This is a genomic window from Leeuwenhoekiella aestuarii (genome assembly GCF_004104055.1).
In the GTDB taxonomy this organism is placed as follows: Bacteria; Bacteroidota; Bacteroidia; order Flavobacteriales; family Flavobacteriaceae; genus Leeuwenhoekiella; species Leeuwenhoekiella aestuarii.
The window spans coordinates 1-16,751 of sequence record NZ_QOVJ01000006.1; the positions used below are offsets into that span (position 1 = coordinate 1).

The 16,751-nt window shown below is 36.8% G+C and carries 7 protein-coding genes; 1 reads left to right on the forward strand and 6 read right to left on the reverse strand.

Features of this window, described 5'->3' with window-relative positions:
• On the reverse strand, positions 1–4,399 hold a 4,399-nt coding region (locus DSM03_RS14070), incomplete at its 3' end, for a DUF7507 domain-containing protein (protein WP_236643954.1).
• An 841-nt stretch (positions 4,400–5,240) separates the two neighbouring features.
• On the opposite strand from DSM03_RS14070, the gene DSM03_RS14075 reads away from it, so the two are divergent.
• Positions 5,241–6,830, forward strand: a complete 1,590-nt coding sequence (locus DSM03_RS14075; protein ID WP_128762393.1) for a peptide chain release factor 3 — start codon at positions 5,241–5,243, stop codon at positions 6,828–6,830.
• A 194-nt stretch (positions 6,831–7,024) separates the two neighbouring features.
• Here the strand turns inward: DSM03_RS14075 and DSM03_RS14080 are convergent, their stop codons facing one another.
• The 5 genes from DSM03_RS14080 to rplJ form a co-directional block, all read right to left on the reverse strand.
• Positions 7,025–7,339, reverse strand: a complete 315-nt coding sequence (locus tag DSM03_RS14080) for a DUF3467 domain-containing protein (protein WP_073099625.1) — start codon at positions 7,337–7,339, stop codon at positions 7,025–7,027.
• Positions 7,340–7,401: 62 nt separating this feature from the next.
• Entirely contained in the window at positions 7,402–11,703 is a 4,302-nt protein-coding gene (gene rpoC / locus DSM03_RS14085; RefSeq protein WP_128762394.1) for a DNA-directed RNA polymerase subunit beta', read from the reverse strand.
• A gap of 89 nt (positions 11,704–11,792) precedes the next feature.
• Positions 11,793–15,605 (reverse strand): DNA-directed RNA polymerase subunit beta, encoded by a 3,813-nt coding sequence (rpoB, locus tag DSM03_RS14090; RefSeq protein ID WP_128762395.1) that lies wholly within the window; start codon positions 15,603–15,605, stop codon positions 11,793–11,795.
• Between the two features lie 188 nt (positions 15,606–15,793).
• Positions 15,794–16,168, reverse strand: a complete 375-nt coding sequence (gene rplL, locus DSM03_RS14095; protein ID WP_128762396.1) for a 50S ribosomal protein L7/L12 — start codon at positions 16,166–16,168, stop codon at positions 15,794–15,796.
• A 56-nt stretch (positions 16,169–16,224) separates the two neighbouring features.
• Positions 16,225–16,746 carry a 50S ribosomal protein L10 gene (gene rplJ, locus DSM03_RS14100; RefSeq protein ID WP_073099621.1) on the reverse strand — a complete coding sequence of 174 codons (522 nt, stop codon included), beginning with the start codon at positions 16,744–16,746 and terminating at the stop codon, positions 16,225–16,227.
• Between the last annotated feature and the right edge of the window lie 5 nt (positions 16,747–16,751).

The following is a 16,751-nucleotide window of genomic DNA, read 5'->3' on the forward strand; positions in this document are numbered from 1 at the left end:
CAGTTAGTACCACCTCAAAGGTCTCTGATGATTCAAATAATTCATCTTCAAGGGTGCTTACCAGGATATTAGCACTGGTGTCACCAGCAGGGATCACTACACTAAGCGGATTAGGATCGGTATAGTCCACACCTTTGGTAGCTGTCACTCCTGCAGTGGTAAAGGTTACCGTCACATCCTCACTACTAGGTCTGTTCAGGTTCACTGCAAAGACTGCATTCTCTCCTTCAGTTACAGCTGCTGCATCAGCTATACTTACTGTCAATACTTTAGAGGCATCATCTAAAATTGTTCCCACTGCCGAAAGTGTACTCTCACTTATATTTATATTATCTCCTACAGGAGTAAGATTTAAATTAAACGTCTCATCAAGTTCGTAAATATCATCTTCTAACGTTGCAATTGATATATTTTCGCTAAATAAAGAACCTGCCGGAATAGTTATTTGACTAGAGTTCTGAGAATAATCTTCTCCGGCTACAGCACTAGAAACAGTTAAAGGATCATCATCAGCAGTAGCATAATCAACAATTATATCTTCAGAACTAGCTCGAGATAAAGTAATTTTAAAATTAGCTTTCTCACCTTCATTGACAGTAACATCCTCAATTTTAATAGAAGGATCTAGAGCATCTACAAAATTGTTATTACAAGATGACTGAAGATTGATCTTTCTAATAATTTGGTTATCATTTTCACCATCTACATCTGATATAGAAAAATAAGCATCTAAATCAGTTTGAGTAATCGTATAGGTGACATCATTAAAAGCATCTAAATCTGAGGTAACATATCTATAACTACCACTAGAATCTGTAGTTAAAACCTTTGAGGCACCGTTATTCCCTTCTATCTTAATTTCGACTTTTGAAAGAGGTTTGCCGTCTTCATCAAAAACATTACCACAAATAACAGGTGCGGTAACTATAGTTGACTCAGGGTTTTTATAATTGGCATTACTAAATGCCAGCGAGTAATAACGATCTATATTTCCATTATCTTTTCCGATAATATATTTTAAAGAAGATCTTCCTTCGTAATATGTACTAAATGTATAGCGAGGATCAACAGAAATATCCCCCCCTGGAGCTGTACTTGCATTACGAGCAGTTCCTCTTACTGAGTTTGCCTTTCTCTCAATATTTATTAGGTTATTCTGGGATTTATAATAGGCATCAGAAAGTGTTAACTCTGCATATTCTCTGGTTCTTTGGCTATCTCCATCAATATCAAAAGGAGTTGCAAAGAAAGAAATTAAAACTTCATCACCATAAGAACCACCCGACTCAACAAAAGTTATGTCAAATTCTATATTTTGATCTCCACTATTAGAACTTCTCAGTTGTGGCTGAAAATTATTATTAACACCTAAGCCTCCTGATCCTCCAGGCACATCAATACTTTGAAGTGTTGCCCCATTGCGAAGCGCCTCAATCCTCACTAGTGCATCAATAGTATCTGGGCTGTCAGTAAAAACATTAGAAAATCTATAAACCGCTCCCTCTTGCCCTGCTGTACCAGAAATCAAGGTTGGGTTTAAGAATCTTGTCCCTCCATACAAAGGAGCACAGTCACAACCGCGTTCTCCGGGAGGCACTACGATAACATCCTTAACATCTACCTCTACAGTTGCATCACTTTCATCTCCATCTAAATCAATGATTTTATATTTTAATGTATCTATACCAGTATAATCCTGATTTGGCGTATAGATAATCGTATCATCAGAAAAATCACTTGGAGTATCGTTATTATAAATAACCACCGACCCATTATTGGGCTGTTGTGTGATTATTAAAGGCTCACTTGCTGACGGACCATCATTACCAAAGTCATCATTAGCAAGCACATCTATATTTAAAGCTGTGTTTAAGCTAACCTGTCTAAAGTCATCTACTGCTGTTGGCGTGTAACAAGCAGAAATAACACGATCAATTACCGCCTGAGTATTTGCCTGAGGAGCCCCGGCAATAGTTGGCACTCCATTTTCATCAACTCCAGCAGGAGTATTTGCTAAATTTAAATCAGCCGTAAGATCATTTTTATTAAATGTACCCGCTCCCTCAATAGCATCAGGACAGCCATCACCATCAGAGTCTTTATCTTTTGAATCTACGACACCATCACCATCTGTATCTCTATAGGTTTCAGTAAGGACTCCAAAAATAAATCCATGTGGATCACGCCCTTTAAACTCTATTTCAAAACTCGCAGCATCTCTTGAAACATAAAAGAACGTATACCCGTTACTTCTAATAGAATATGGCGGACTGGTAGAAACAGTATTACCTATTTGATTTTTCTCAGGGGGATTCTGCCCGCTAAAATCACTATACAAACCCGTTGCATAGACATCCACATTTCCAATTACTCGTAACGGGACACTTGAAATATCAACTCCAAACTCACCTCCCTGCGATTGATATTCATACCCTCCAAGGCCAGCAATACCTATGATATAAGTGTATTCTTCCGTAGAATCACTGGATAAATCTTGTGCCGCTAAACCATAATCAATTTTTATCTTTCGCTCATAGGCTCCCCGAGGAACCCCTCTGAGGTCTAAATATTTGGTAGCAAACTCAACATCTCCTCCGTTTATATTAATAGTACTATTAACAACCGGTGGCGGCTGATAAATTCTCCACTGTTGCTCATCTCTACTAGACGTGGTAGGTTTAAAGCCTTCAAGCATACTTAAAGTAACTCCTCCATTTGGCAGGCTTTTACTACCATTTGGTTTTAATGGAAAAACACCCATTCCGGTTTGGTTCAGACCATCAACTGTTCGCTGGCTAGGATTTGCCAAAACAGCCGTAGATGCATTACCTTCATCTGCATCAAGTATTCCGTCATTATCATCGTCATCATCACAATTATCTGGAATCCCATCACCATCTGTATCTACACCAGAACAAAAATTATTTAAAAATACATCAGAACTATCTGAGTCAGTCACTTCATTATTTAAGTCATCAACACCACGCACTGTAGCCTTATTAGAGACATAACCTGCTACCAGATCTGTACTTTTTACAACATAGGATCTTTCAACAGTTTTACTCTGACCTGGACTTAAACTACCAGAAACACTAATAACTCCTAACCCCAGTCTATCATCCTGAATCTTAAGAGCACTTAAAGTCTTTTTACCAGTATTTGTTATTACAAATGTATATTTTATGGTCTCGTTTAATTGAGTTCTGGAATCTCCATTTTCATCCTGAAGAATACCGGTTTTACTTAAAGAAATAGCCGGAAAATTACCTGAAAGGTCTGGACATGGAAGGCCGGAAGTTACTTTTTCAGCACTGCATTTTCCTGATTGACAATCATAAACCACTCCACTTTTATAAGTTAGAGAACGATTATTCCCGCCAAAAACAGTACCCGCATTAGAAGTCCCGGTTTTCCTTTTGAAATTTAAATTAGGACCAACGGTACCGCTATTTAAGGTAGAAGCATTACCTAATTCAAAATACCCCAACTTAGAACTATCATCAGGCCCCATTATATTTCCAGAGGACTGAAAGTTATTGTCAAGCACAACACTTCCCTCATTATAAAATCCACCATAAAGCGCATTATCTACTCCAGAAAAATTAATTTGCTCAACCTGTACCACCCCATAGTTTTCAAATCTTGAAGTCGCACTACCAAAATCTATAGAACCATTACCGGAAATAAATGAACCTGTGTTTACTACACGACCTCCACCTAAATTAAATCCTGTAATCGTTTCTATTCTACCACAGTTAACATAGACTGTTTTAGCGTTACAATTAAAACTCGCCCCAACAAAAATGTTCTTTTGATTACGAAATTCCGTATCTCCTGAAATATTGATGTTTCTATTTATAACTAAATTACCGTTGTTATCTATTGTGTTTTTAGCTGAACCATTATTAAAAGTCAATACACCAACCTTAATCGTTCCGTTATTTAAAATTTCATTTGTTCCAACCCCACCTAAACTAAAATCAGTAGTCCCAGTATTTCCTGTTTGAAAAAGACCTCCTTCAGCAATAATCATATCAACGTTAGCACTGATATTTACAGATTGATTAAATTGAAGTTCACCCTCTACATTTATTGTTATCGAGCCAGAAGAGTTGACATTATTCTGTATAATCAGTTTAACATTTGGTCCCACACAAATAGCACTTCCGTTTTCAAAGTTAACATCACCCAAGTTAACTGTCTTTGGGCTAGCGCTTTTAAAAGCGTATTTTTTTCCTGATCTAAATGTGAAGTTACCAGAGTTTGGAGCAGCATCCGTATAGCCATCGCACTGAGCATATAAATCACCGCCAGCAAACCAGCCTAAACTAAGTGAGACTAAAAACAACAAAGAGTGAATTTTACTCTTCAAATTATTCATTGTAATTTTATATTTCATATGGTATTCTATTTGAAGTTGGACTTACCAGTATTCATTTTATTTTTAAAATAAACTAAGCTTGACGGAGTTTATAAAAACTCTGAATTTGAAATCCTCTATAAATATTCTTTGTGATATTTCAAATGATTCTTCTTCACCCATAAAATAAATTGGTGTTTTCGCAGTTATAGTATTATAAAAAATTGATAAAATAGTATGTGAAAAAATCACATGACTAGCAATCGCTGCTCTAAAAATGCTAGAAAGACCTTCTAAACTAATGCTTAGCACAAATATTAAGAAGAAGTAAAAGAAGTAATTGATCATAATAGATATTTAGCTGGGTATACGTAAATGCAATTGCAAAAGTTTTAAAAACTGATACTTAAATTATATAAACTCCTAAAGAGCTAAAGCTAAATCCATTAACAATGAAAAGAACCCACTACAACTCCATTAAAAACATGTAAGCATTTTTTTTTAAATGACTTAGGGGATTATTGATGTTATAAGTTGGGGTGACAAATATATTAATCGATTAACTCTTAATTTATTGAGTTAAAGTTTTTTAGATTAAAAACAAAATAAACCGTAAAAAGGTCCTTTAAAGACATTTTTAAATCACAACCTACAAGTAAAATCCTACAATTAATCGAATTAGTAGTTTCACAAACTTTAATATAACGGGGAAACACTTTTCAAAATGACTCAATAATGTCGTTTCAAGTAAAGCATCGGAAACATTTAAACCAATAGATTCTAAAGCGCTTTACTAAAATATACTCACCCATATTTGTCTAGAAATACTCTAACAAAAAACAAACTACAAATGGTATATTTGCCGTCTTAAATTTTATGTATGAGTATCAAAAAGGAAATTGCGCGTAGACGTACTTTCGGTATCATTTCTCACCCGGATGCAGGTAAAACAACCCTTACTGAAAAGCTTTTATTATTTGGTGGCGCTATTCAAGAAGCAGGCGCAGTAAAATCTAATAAGATTAAAAAAGGAGCAACGAGTGATTTTATGGAGATTGAGCGTCAACGGGGAATTTCGGTTGCAACGTCTGTTCTTGCATTTGAATATAACGGCACCAAAATTAATATCCTTGACACTCCGGGACATAAAGATTTTGCTGAAGATACATTCAGAACACTTACTGCAGTAGATAGCGTTATTGTCGTTATCGACGTTGCTAAAGGTGTCGAAGAACAAACCGAAAAACTCGTTAAAGTGTGTAGGATGCGTAAAATTCCTATGATAGTTTTCGTCAATAAATTAGATCGGGAAGGAAAAGATGCTTTTGAACTACTTGATGAGATTGAACAAAAACTAGATTTAACAGTTACTCCTTTAAGTTTCCCTATTGGAATGGGATATGATTTCAAAGGAATCTATAATATTTGGGAGAAAAATGTAAACCTTTTTAGTGGTGATAGCCGCAAAAATATCGAAGAAACTATTGAGATTGAAGACCTCAATTCCAGCAATTTAGACCAATTAACAGGAACTAAATCTGCGGAAACCTTAAGAGAAGAACTTGAATTAGTAACAGGGGTTTATCCTGACTTCAACCAAGAAGCCTATTCAAAGGCCGAGCAACAGCCGGTATTTTTTGGCTCTGCATTGAATAATTTTGGAGTACGAGAGTTATTAGATTGCTTTATTAGTATTGCTCCTCCTCCCCGACCTAAAGAAAGCGAGGAACGAATTGTTAAGCCTGATGAAAAGGACTTTAGTGGTTTTGTTTTTAAAATTCACGCCAATATGGACCCTAAACACCGAGATAGACTGGCTTTTGTTAAGATTGTTTCCGGAGTTTTTGAACGTAATACGCCATATTTACATGTTAGAAATGGTAAGAAATTAAAGTTTTCCAGTCCTAATGCATTTTTCGCAGAGCGGAAAGAAATCGTAGATATCTCCTATCCCGGTGATATAGTAGGCTTACACGATACCGGAAACTTTAAAATTGGAGACACCCTTACACAAGGAGAAGAAATACATTATAAAGGAATTCCTGCATTTTCACCCGAACACTTTAGATACATTAATAATGCAGACCCTATGAAATCTAAGCAATTAGAAAAAGGGATTGATCAATTAATGGACGAAGGTGTTGCTCAGTTATTTACATTAGAACTTAATGGCAGAAAAGTAATTGGCACTGTTGGAGCCTTACAATATGAAGTAATTCAATATCGATTAGAACATGAATACGGGGCAAAATGTACCTACGAACCATTAAGTGTCTATAAAGCTTGTTGGGTAGAACCCAAAGATCCTAAGAGTGAGGAATTCAAAGAATTCCTGAGGGTCAAACAACGTTTTATGGCTAAAGATAAAAGAGGCCAATTAGTATACCTGGCAGATTCCCAATTTACATTACAAATGACGCAACAAAAATATCCTAATGTTAAGCTTCATTTTGTTTCAGAGTTTAATTAACTTAATAAAAGAATTTTAAAGCCACTATAGCATTAATCTCTTACTACTTGTTTAAAAATCAAAAAAAGCCCTTTAAAATAAAGATAAGAGCATTGAAAAATCAGTTGGTATTTTGATAATTTATAGAAAACCTACAACCCATAATATTTTATGATATAAAAAAACCTTGAAGTCAACTTCAAGGTTTTTTTTGTTTAAGCTTGACCTGTTGGTCCAAAATTTAGAGGAATAGGATGTTTCTCATAATCCTTAATTTCTCCGTGTGCTTTTTCAAATCGTTTTACGTTTTCTTGTAAAGCCTTAGCTAAACGTTTAGCGTGCTGTGGTGTTAAAATTATACGCGACTTGACTTTACTCTTAGGTGTACCGGGCATAATATTTATAAAATCAACCACAAATTCTGAAACTGAATGGTTTATTATAGCTAGATTAGAATACTGCCCTTGAGCTGTAGCCTCATCAAGCTCTATATTTAATTGACCATTTTGGTTCTTTTCATCTTCAGCCATATCAGTAAATATTGGGTATAAAAAAACAGCTTCATTTCTGAAGCTGTTTTATATATAATAAATTAATTAAAGTTTACTTCTTCTCGAGCTGCATTGAGTTCTTCAAGTTCTTGCTTGCTACCTACGATGATTTTATCATATCGACGCAGACCAGTACCAGCAGGAATTCTATGTCCTACAATAACATTCTCTTTAAGACCTTCTAAACTATCTACTTTACCGCTTACAGCTGCTTCGTTAAGCACCTTAGTAGTTTCCTGGAAGGAAGCCGCAGAGATAAATGATTTTGTCTGAAGCGAAGCTCTTGTAATACCTTGAAGAACCGGTGTTGCAGTAGCTGCAACTACGTCTCTTGCTGTTGCAAGATTTTTATCTTCTCTTCTTAGTATAGAGTTCTCATCACGTAAATCACGAGGTGAAATAATCTGACCAGGTTTAAGGGTCGCAGAATCACCAGCATCTTCAATAACTTTCATTCCGAAAATTGCATCATTTTCTGTAATAAAGTCATCTTTGTGAACTAGTTGATTCTCTAAGAAAATAGTATCACCTGGATCCTGAATACGCACTTTACGCATCATTTGGCGAACAACTACTTCAAAGTGCTTATCGTTAATTTTTACACCTTGTAAACGGTAAACTTCCTGAACTTCGTTTACCAAGTATTGCTGAACAGCGGCAGGTCCTTTAATTGAAAGAATATCTTCCGGAGTAACAGAACCATCAGATAATGGCATACCTGCTCTGACAAAGTCATTCTCTTGAACTAAAATCTGGTTAGACAACTTAACTAAGTACTTCTTAACCTCTCCTAATTTAGACTCAACAATAATCTCGCGGTTACCACGCTTAATTTTACCGAAAGAAACAACACCATCAATCTCACTTACAACAGCAGGATTAGAAGGATTACGTGCTTCAAACAACTCCGTTACTCGTGGAAGACCCCCTGTAATATCACCAGCCTTAGAAGACTTACGTGGTATTTTTACAAGAATCTTACCTATCTTGATTTTTTCCTCATCATCAACCATCAAGTGAGCTCCTACCGGTAAGTTATAAGAACGAATAACTTCATCCTTTTTACCCATAATATGTAATGTAGGAATCATTCGTTTGTTACGAGATTCAGAGATTACTTTTTCTTGGAAACCAGTTTGCTCATCTGTTTCAACCTGATAAGTAACACCTTGTTCTATATTTTCGTATTTGATCTTACCTGCAAATTCAGATATAATCACACCATTAAATGGATCCCAAGAACATACTGTATCACCTTTAGTTACTTTATCGCCATCCTTCATAAACAACTGAGAACCGTAAGGAATGTTATTAGTACTTAATAAAATTCCAGTCTTTGCATCTACGATTTTAGCTTCAGAAGTACGAGAAATAACTATCTCTGAGATAGAACCATCTGGTGCTTCTCCTTGAACAGTTTTAAGATCCTCAATCTCTAGACGACCATCAAATTTAGAAACAACTTTGTTTTCTTCAGAAATGTTACCTGCAATACCCCCCACGTGGAATGTACGCAATGTAAGCTGTGTACCAGGCTCACCAATTGACTGAGCAGCAACAACACCTACGGCTTCACCCATTTGGACCATTTTATTGGTTGCAAGGTTACGACCATAACATTTAGAACATATACCTTTAGGAGCTTCACACGTTAATGGTGAACGAACTTCAACACTTTCAATAGGAGCTTTAGTAATTTCTGCAGCTAATTCTTCAGAAATTTCTTCACCAGCCTTAACAATAACCTCACTGTCTAATGGGTTGATTACATCATTCAATGCAATACGACCTATTATACGTGCTTCTAGAGTTTCAACAATCTCTTCGTTTTTCTTTAATGCAGAAACTTCAACACCTCTTAAGGTATCGCAATCTTCACTGTTTACAATAACATCTTGAGAAACATCAACAAGACGACGTGTTAAGTAACCAGCATCTGCAGTTTTAAGAGCCGTATCCGCAAGACCTTTACGAGCACCGTGGGTAGAGATAAAGTATTCAAGAATTGAAAGACCTTCCTTAAAGTTAGAAAGAATCGGGTTTTCAATAATCGCTCCACCTCCATCATTAGATTTCTTAGGCTTAGCCATCAATCCACGCATACCGGTCAACTGACGAATCTGTTCTTTAGATCCACGAGCACCAGAATCAAGCATCATAAATACGGAGTTAAATCCTTGTTGGTCCTCACGAATATTCTTCATAGAAAGCTCCGTAAGTGATGCGTTAGTTGATGTCCAAACATCAATAACTTGATTATAACGCTCTGAGTTAGTAATAAGACCCATATTATAGCTAGACATAATTCCGTCTACCTGAGTATTTGCCTCATCAATCATATCGTATTTTTCAGCAGGAATAATAATATCCCCTAATGAGAAAGACAATCCACCTCTAAATGCGAATGTATATCCAAGTGTCTTAATACTGTCAAGAAACTCAGCAGTACGAGGAACACTCGTTAATTTTAAAATTCTAGCAATTACATCACGTAAAGACTTTTTAGTCAATACTTCGTTAATATAACCTGCTTCTTCAGGAACACTTTCGTTAAATAAAACACGTCCTACTGTAGTATCAACAATCTGATAAACTAATTCACCAGCTTCATTGAAATCTTTAGTACGTATCTTTATCATTGCGTTAATGTTCACACGCTTCTGGTTGTGAGCAATAACAACTTCTTCTGCACTATAAAAAGTGATTCCTTCACCCTGTATAGGATGTTCTGGAGTACTCTTACGCGCTTTAGTCATATAATAAAGACCCAATACCATATCCTGAGAAGGTACTGTAACTGGAGCACCATTTGCAGGGTTAAGAATATTGTTAGAAGCAAGCATTAGCATCTGAGCCTCTAATATAGCTTCTGGTCCTAATGGCAAATGAACCGCCATCTGGTCACCATCAAAATCGGCGTTAAATGCTGTACATACTAACGGGTGTAACTGTATCGCCTTACCTTCAATAAGTTTTGGCTGAAAAGCCTGAATACCTAATCGGTGAAGCGTAGGAGCACGGTTTAGCAATACTGGGTGTCCTTTAAGAACGTTCTCCAAAATATCCCAAACTACAGGCTCTTTTTTATCTATAATCTTTTTAGCTGACTTTACTGTTTTTACAATTCCACGTTCTATCAACTTCCTGATAACAAATGGCTTGTAAAGCTCTGCAGCCATATCCTTAGGAAGACCACATTCGTAAAGTTTTAATTCGGGCCCAACAACAATTACCGAACGTGCAGAATAATCAACACGCTTACCAAGTAAGTTTTGACGGAAACGACCTTGCTTACCTTTTAATGAATCAGAAAGTGATTTTAAAGGTCTGTTAGAGTCTGTTTTTACTGCTGAAGATTTACGTGTGTTATCAAATAATGAATCAACAGCTTCTTGAAGCATACGTTTTTCATTACGTAAAATAACCTCTGGAGCTTTGATTTCCATCAAACGCTTTAAACGGTTGTTACGTATAATAACACGACGGTATAAGTCATTTAAATCAGAAGTCGCAAAACGACCACCATCAAGAGGAACAAGAGGACGTAATTCCGGCGGAATAACTGGAACTACTTTCATTATCATCCACTCTGGTAAATTTTCGCGATTCTTATTAGCATCACGTAAAGATTCTACCACTTGAAGACGCTTTAACGCTTCAGTTTTACGTTGTTTTGAAGTCTCATTATTTGCTTTATGACGTAAGTCATAAGACAACTCATTAAGATCAATACGTCTTAATAATTCAATAAGACATTCTGCACCCATTTTAGCGATAAACTTGTTAGGATCGCTATCTTCCAGATACATATTTTCTTGTGGAATAGACTCCAGAACATTCAGATATTCTTCCTCAGTAAGAAAGTCCATCTTCTTCAATTCATCTCCTTCTTCGTTCTTAGCTATACCAGGCTGAATAACTACATAGCGCTCATAATAGATAATCATATCTAATTTCTTAGATGGAAGACCTAAAAGATACCCTATTTTATTTGGCAAACTTCTAAAGTACCAGATGTGTGCCACAGGAACAACCAGGTTGATGTGACCCACACGATCTCTACGCACTTTTTTCTCAGTAACTTCTACACCACAACGGTCACAAACAATACCCTTGTAACGTATACGCTTATATTTACCACAAGCACACTCATAATCCTTTACAGGACCAAAGATACGCTCACAGAACAAACCATCGCGCTCAGGTTTGTGCGTACGGTAGTTTATAGTTTCTGGTTTTAACACCTCTCCGCGCGATTCAGCCAAAATCGCTTCAGGAGATGCAAGACCAATAGAGATTTTATCAAATCTCTTTACTGCATTCTTATCATTATCTCTTGCCATAATACCTTATGTCGAAAATTATTCTTTTTTAACTTCTGTGATACTGTAAAATAAGGTTACGCTTCCGCAGAAGCGTAACCCATTAGTATCTATTCTTCTAGACGAATGTCTAGTCCAAGTCCTTTAAGCTCGTGCATCAATACGTTGAATGATTCTGGTAAACCTGGCTCTGGCATTGGCTCACCTTTTACGATACTTTCGTATGTTTTAGCTCTACCAATAACATCATCAGACTTCACAGTTAAGATCTCACGAAGAGTAGCTGAAGCTCCATAAGCCTCAAGTGCCCAAACCTCCATCTCACCAAAACGCTGACCACCGAACTGTGCTTTACCTCCTAATGGCTGTTGTGTAATTAATGAGTAAGGCCCTATTGAACGAGCGTGCATCTTATCATCAACCATATGTCCAAGTTTAAGCATATAGATCACACCAACAGTTGCAGGCTGATCAAAACGATCACCAGTACCACCATCGTAAAGATAGGTGTGCCCAAATCGTGGAATACCTGCTTCATCTGTAAGCTCATTAATCTGATCTAAAGTAGCACCATCAAAAATTGGAGTTGCATACTTACGACCTAATTTCTGACCAGCCCATCCAAGAACAGTCTCATAAATCTGACCAATGTTCATACGAGAAGGTACACCAAGTGGATTCAATACAATATCAACAGGAGTTCCGTCTTCTAAGAAAGGCATATCTTCTTGACGAACGATACGCGCAACAATACCTTTGTTACCGTGACGACCCGCCATTTTATCACCTACTTTCAGTTTGCGTTTTTTAGCAACATAAACTTTTGCAAGCTTGATGATACCAGCAGGAAGTTCATCCCCTACCGAGATTGTAAACTTCTCACGACGTAAATTACCTTGAAGATCGTTCTCTTTGATTCTGTAATTATGCAACAGATCTGCGATCATTACATTAGTTGCATCATCAGTCGCCCAAGTGCCTTGGTTTAAATGTGTATAATCTTCAACAGCATTAAGCATTTTTAGCGTAAACTTCTTACCTTTTGGAAGAACTTCTTCACCTAAATCATTCTTAACACCCTGAGCAGTTTTACCATTAACTAATTGAAATAATTTATCAACTAATACTGCTTTAAGATCATCAAATTTTTGATCGTATTCTGCTTCTAATGCAGAGATATCTTCTTTATCTTTTGCGCGTTTGCGCTTATCTTTAATTGCACGAGCAAAAAGTTTCTTCTGAATAACAACTCCTCTTAAAGATGGAGAAGCTTTTAAAGAAGCATCTTTTACATCACCTGCTTTATCACCAAAAATTGCGCGAAGTAATTTTTCTTCCGGAGTAGGATCAGACTCTCCTTTTGGAGTAATCTTACCAATTAATATATCGCCAGGTTTTACTTCTGCACCAATACGGATCATACCGTTTTCATCAAGGTCTTTTGTAGCCTCTTCAGAAACGTTAGGAATATCATTGGTTAATTCTTCATTACCCAATTTAGTATCACGAACATCTAATGAATATTCATCGACGTGAATAGACGTAAAGATATCGTCACGAACAACTTTTTCAGAAATCACGATCGCATCCTCAAAATTATACCCTTTCCAAGGCATAAAGGCTACTTTCATATTTCTACCCAAAGCCAGCTCCCCAGCTTCAGTTGCATAACCCTGACAAAGAACCTGACCTTTATTAACGCGATCACCTCTTCTTACAATAGGCTTCAGGTTAATAGAAGTACTTTGGTTTGTCTTACGGAATTTAATTAATTGATAGGTTTTGCTATCCCCATCAAAACTCACCATACGTTCTTCATCGGTACGGTCATATTTGATAGTAATTTCGTTAGCATCTACATATTCAACTTCACCATCACCTTCAGCATTAATCAATACACGAGAATCAGAAGCTACTTGACGCTCAAGACCTGTACCTACGATAGGTGCGTCTGCGCGTAAAAGAGGAACTGCCTGACGCATCATGTTAGACCCCATCAATGCACGGTTCGCGTCATCATGTTCTAAGAACGGAATCAAAGAAGCCGAAATAGATGCAATCTGGTTAGGTGAAACATCGGCATAATGAACTGTATTAGGCTCAACAACCGGGAAATCACCTTCCATACGTGCAATTACACGTTCTTCTTGTATCTGACCAGAATCATCCATAGGGTTGTTTGCCTGAGCAATCAACATACCTTCTTCTTCCTCTGCACTCAAATATCTTGGTTCAGTCTCTAAGTCAATTTTTCCGTCAGTAACTGTGCGGTATGGAGTTTCAATGAAGCCCATATTGTTAACTTTAGCATATACTGCTAAAGAAGATATCAAACCAATGTTTGGACCCTCAGGAGTTTCAATAGGACAAAGACGACCATAATGTGTATAGTGGACATCTCGAACCTCAAAACCTGCACGCTCACGAGAAAGACCACCAGGCCCTAATGCCGAAAGACGACGCTTATGCGTAATCTCTGCAAGAGGATTGGTTTGATCCATAAACTGAGATAACTGGTTTGTACCAAAGAAGGAGTTGATCACAGACGAAAGTGTTTTCGCGTTAATCAAATCGATCGGAGTAAACACTTCGTTATCACGAACGTTCATACGCTCACGAATGGTACGAGCCATACGAGCAAGACCTACACCAAACTGAGTAGATAACTGCTCCCCTACTGTACGTACGCGACGGTTAGAAAGGTGATCAATATCATCAATCTCAGCTTTAGAGTTTATAAGCTCAATTAGATACTTAACAATAGTGATGATATCTTGTTTGGTAAGCACTTGCTTATCCATACCGATATCAAGACCTAATTTCTTGTTCATTCTATAACGACCAACTTCACCTAAGTTATAGCGTTGATCACTAAAGAATAACTTGTCAATAATACCACGAGCAGTCTCTTCATCTGGCGGCTCTGCATTACGTAATTGACGGTATATATGTTCTACAGCCTCTTTTTCTGAGTTTGTAGGATCTTTTTGAAGTGTATTATGAATGATCGCATAATCACCAAGTTGATTATCTTCTTTATGAAGTAAAATCGTCTTAGCTCCAGCTTCTAAAATTTCTTCTATATGTTCTTTTTCTAAAACGGTATCACGATCTAAAACAATCTCGTTACGTTCTATAGAAACAACCTCCCCAGTATCTTCATCTACGAAATCCTCATGCCAAGTATTTAATACACGAGCGGCTAATTTGCGACCTAAATATTTTTTAAGTCCGGTTTTTGAAACTTTAACCTCTTCTGCAAGGTCAAATATTTCTAATATATCCTTATCACGCTCAAAACCGATTGCACGGAACAGAGTAGTAACAGGTAATTTTTTCTTACGATCGATGTATGCATACATCACACTATTGATATCTGTAGCAAACTCAATCCACGAACCTTTAAAAGGAATTACACGTGCAGAATAAAGCTTGGTACCGTTAGCGTGAAAAGACTGACCAAAGAATACACCAGGAGAACGGTGTAACTGAGAAACAACAACACGTTCTGCACCGTTGATACAAAAAGTACCGCTAGGTGTCATATAAGGAATAGTACCAAGATAAACATCTTGAACTATCGTTTCAAAATCTTCGTGCTCATCATCAGTACAGTATAATTTTAAACGGGCTTTTAAGGGTACACTATAAGTTAAGCCTCGCTCGATACACTCTTGAATAGAGTATCTAGGTGGATCTACAAAGTAGTCCAAGAATTCTAGTACAAAGTTGTTACGGGTATCCGTAATAGGGAAATTCTCTAGAAAGGTGTTGTAAAGTCCTTCATTTCCTCTTTCTTCAGACTTAGTCTCTAATTGAAAGAAATCTTGAAAGGATTTAATCTGTATATCCAAAAAGTCAGGATATTCAGGTCTGTTCTTTACCGATGAGAAATTCAGTCTTTCAGCTTGTTTTGCTTGCATCTTCAACGAACGGAATTTAATTAAAATAAATTGAGAACCAGATTTTTCAGGTTCTGAGATCTCTTAACATAAGAAATCTAAGGCAATAATAGTCGTAATAATTAAGAAAACCTTATATACGACAAATGGTTTAGGCCTATTTCGAACAAACGAACAGACCTAAACCCTTGTATTTATAGTAGCTAAGCTTACTTAAGCTCAACTTCAGCTCCAGCTTCTTCTAATTGAGATTTGATAGCCTCTGCTTCATCTTTAGCGATACCTTCTTTAATTGGGCTTGGCGCGTTATCAACAAGCTCTTTTGCATCTTTAAGACCAGCTCCAGTTAATTCTTTTACAAGTTTTACAACTGCAAGTTTAGAACCACCAGCGGCTTTAAGGATTACATCAAATTCAGTTTGCTCTTCAGCAGCGTCATCACCACCTCCAGCAGGACCAGCCATAGCTACAGCTGCTGCTGCAGGCTCGATACCATACTCATCTTTTAAAATAGTAGCTAACTCATTTACTTCTTTTACAGTTAAGTTAACTAGTTGTTCTGCGAAATCTTTTAAATCTGCCATTTTTCTATCGTTTTAAAAAAAAAATTCTTTATTATAATTATTAAGTGCGTACTATATTAACCTTCTCTTTCTTGAAGGGTTTTAACAAGGCCAGCGATTGTTGAACCTCCTGATTTAAGAGCGCTAATAACGTTCTTAGCAGGCGATTGAAGTAGACCAACGATCTCCCCAACAAGTTCTTCTTTCGACTTGATATCTACTAAAGCGTCTAATTGCTCGTCACCTATATAGATAGCCTCTTCAATAAACGCCCCTTTGAGCAAAGGCTTATCAGATTTCTTACGAAATTCTTTAATCACCTTAGCTGGTGCGTTACCAGTCTCAGAAAGCATAATTGAAGTATTACCTTTTAAAGTAGTAGGTAATTCACCAAAATCTTTATCTGAGCTCTCCATTGCCTTTGCTAGCAATGTATTTTTAACCACGGCTAGTTTTACGTTTGCTTTAAAACATGCTCTTCTCAACCTAGAAGTAGTTTCTGCATTTAAACCAGAAATGTCTGCTAAATATATATGAGCACTATCAGCCAACTGCGCAGTCAAATCTTCTATTACTTGTGATTTTTCTTCTCTTGTCATAATTT

Coding starts and splice junctions, on each gene's coding strand:
- rplJ (WP_073099621.1), bottom strand. CDS start 16,746: ATGACAAGAGAAGAAAAATCACAAGTAATAGAAGATTTGACTGCGCAG.
- rpoC (WP_128762394.1), bottom strand. CDS start 11,703: ATGGCAAGAGATAATGATAAGAATGCAGTAAAGAGATTTGATAAAATC.
- rplL (WP_128762396.1), bottom strand. CDS start 16,168: ATGGCAGATTTAAAAGATTTCGCAGAACAACTAGTTAACTTAACTGTA.
- DSM03_RS14075 (WP_128762393.1), top strand. CDS start 5,241: ATGAGTATCAAAAAGGAAATTGCGCGTAGACGTACTTTCGGTATCATT.
- DSM03_RS14080 (WP_073099625.1), bottom strand. CDS start 7,339: ATGGCTGAAGATGAAAAGAACCAAAATGGTCAATTAAATATAGAGCTT.
- rpoB (WP_128762395.1), bottom strand. CDS start 15,605: ATGCAAGCAAAACAAGCTGAAAGACTGAATTTCTCATCGGTAAAGAAC.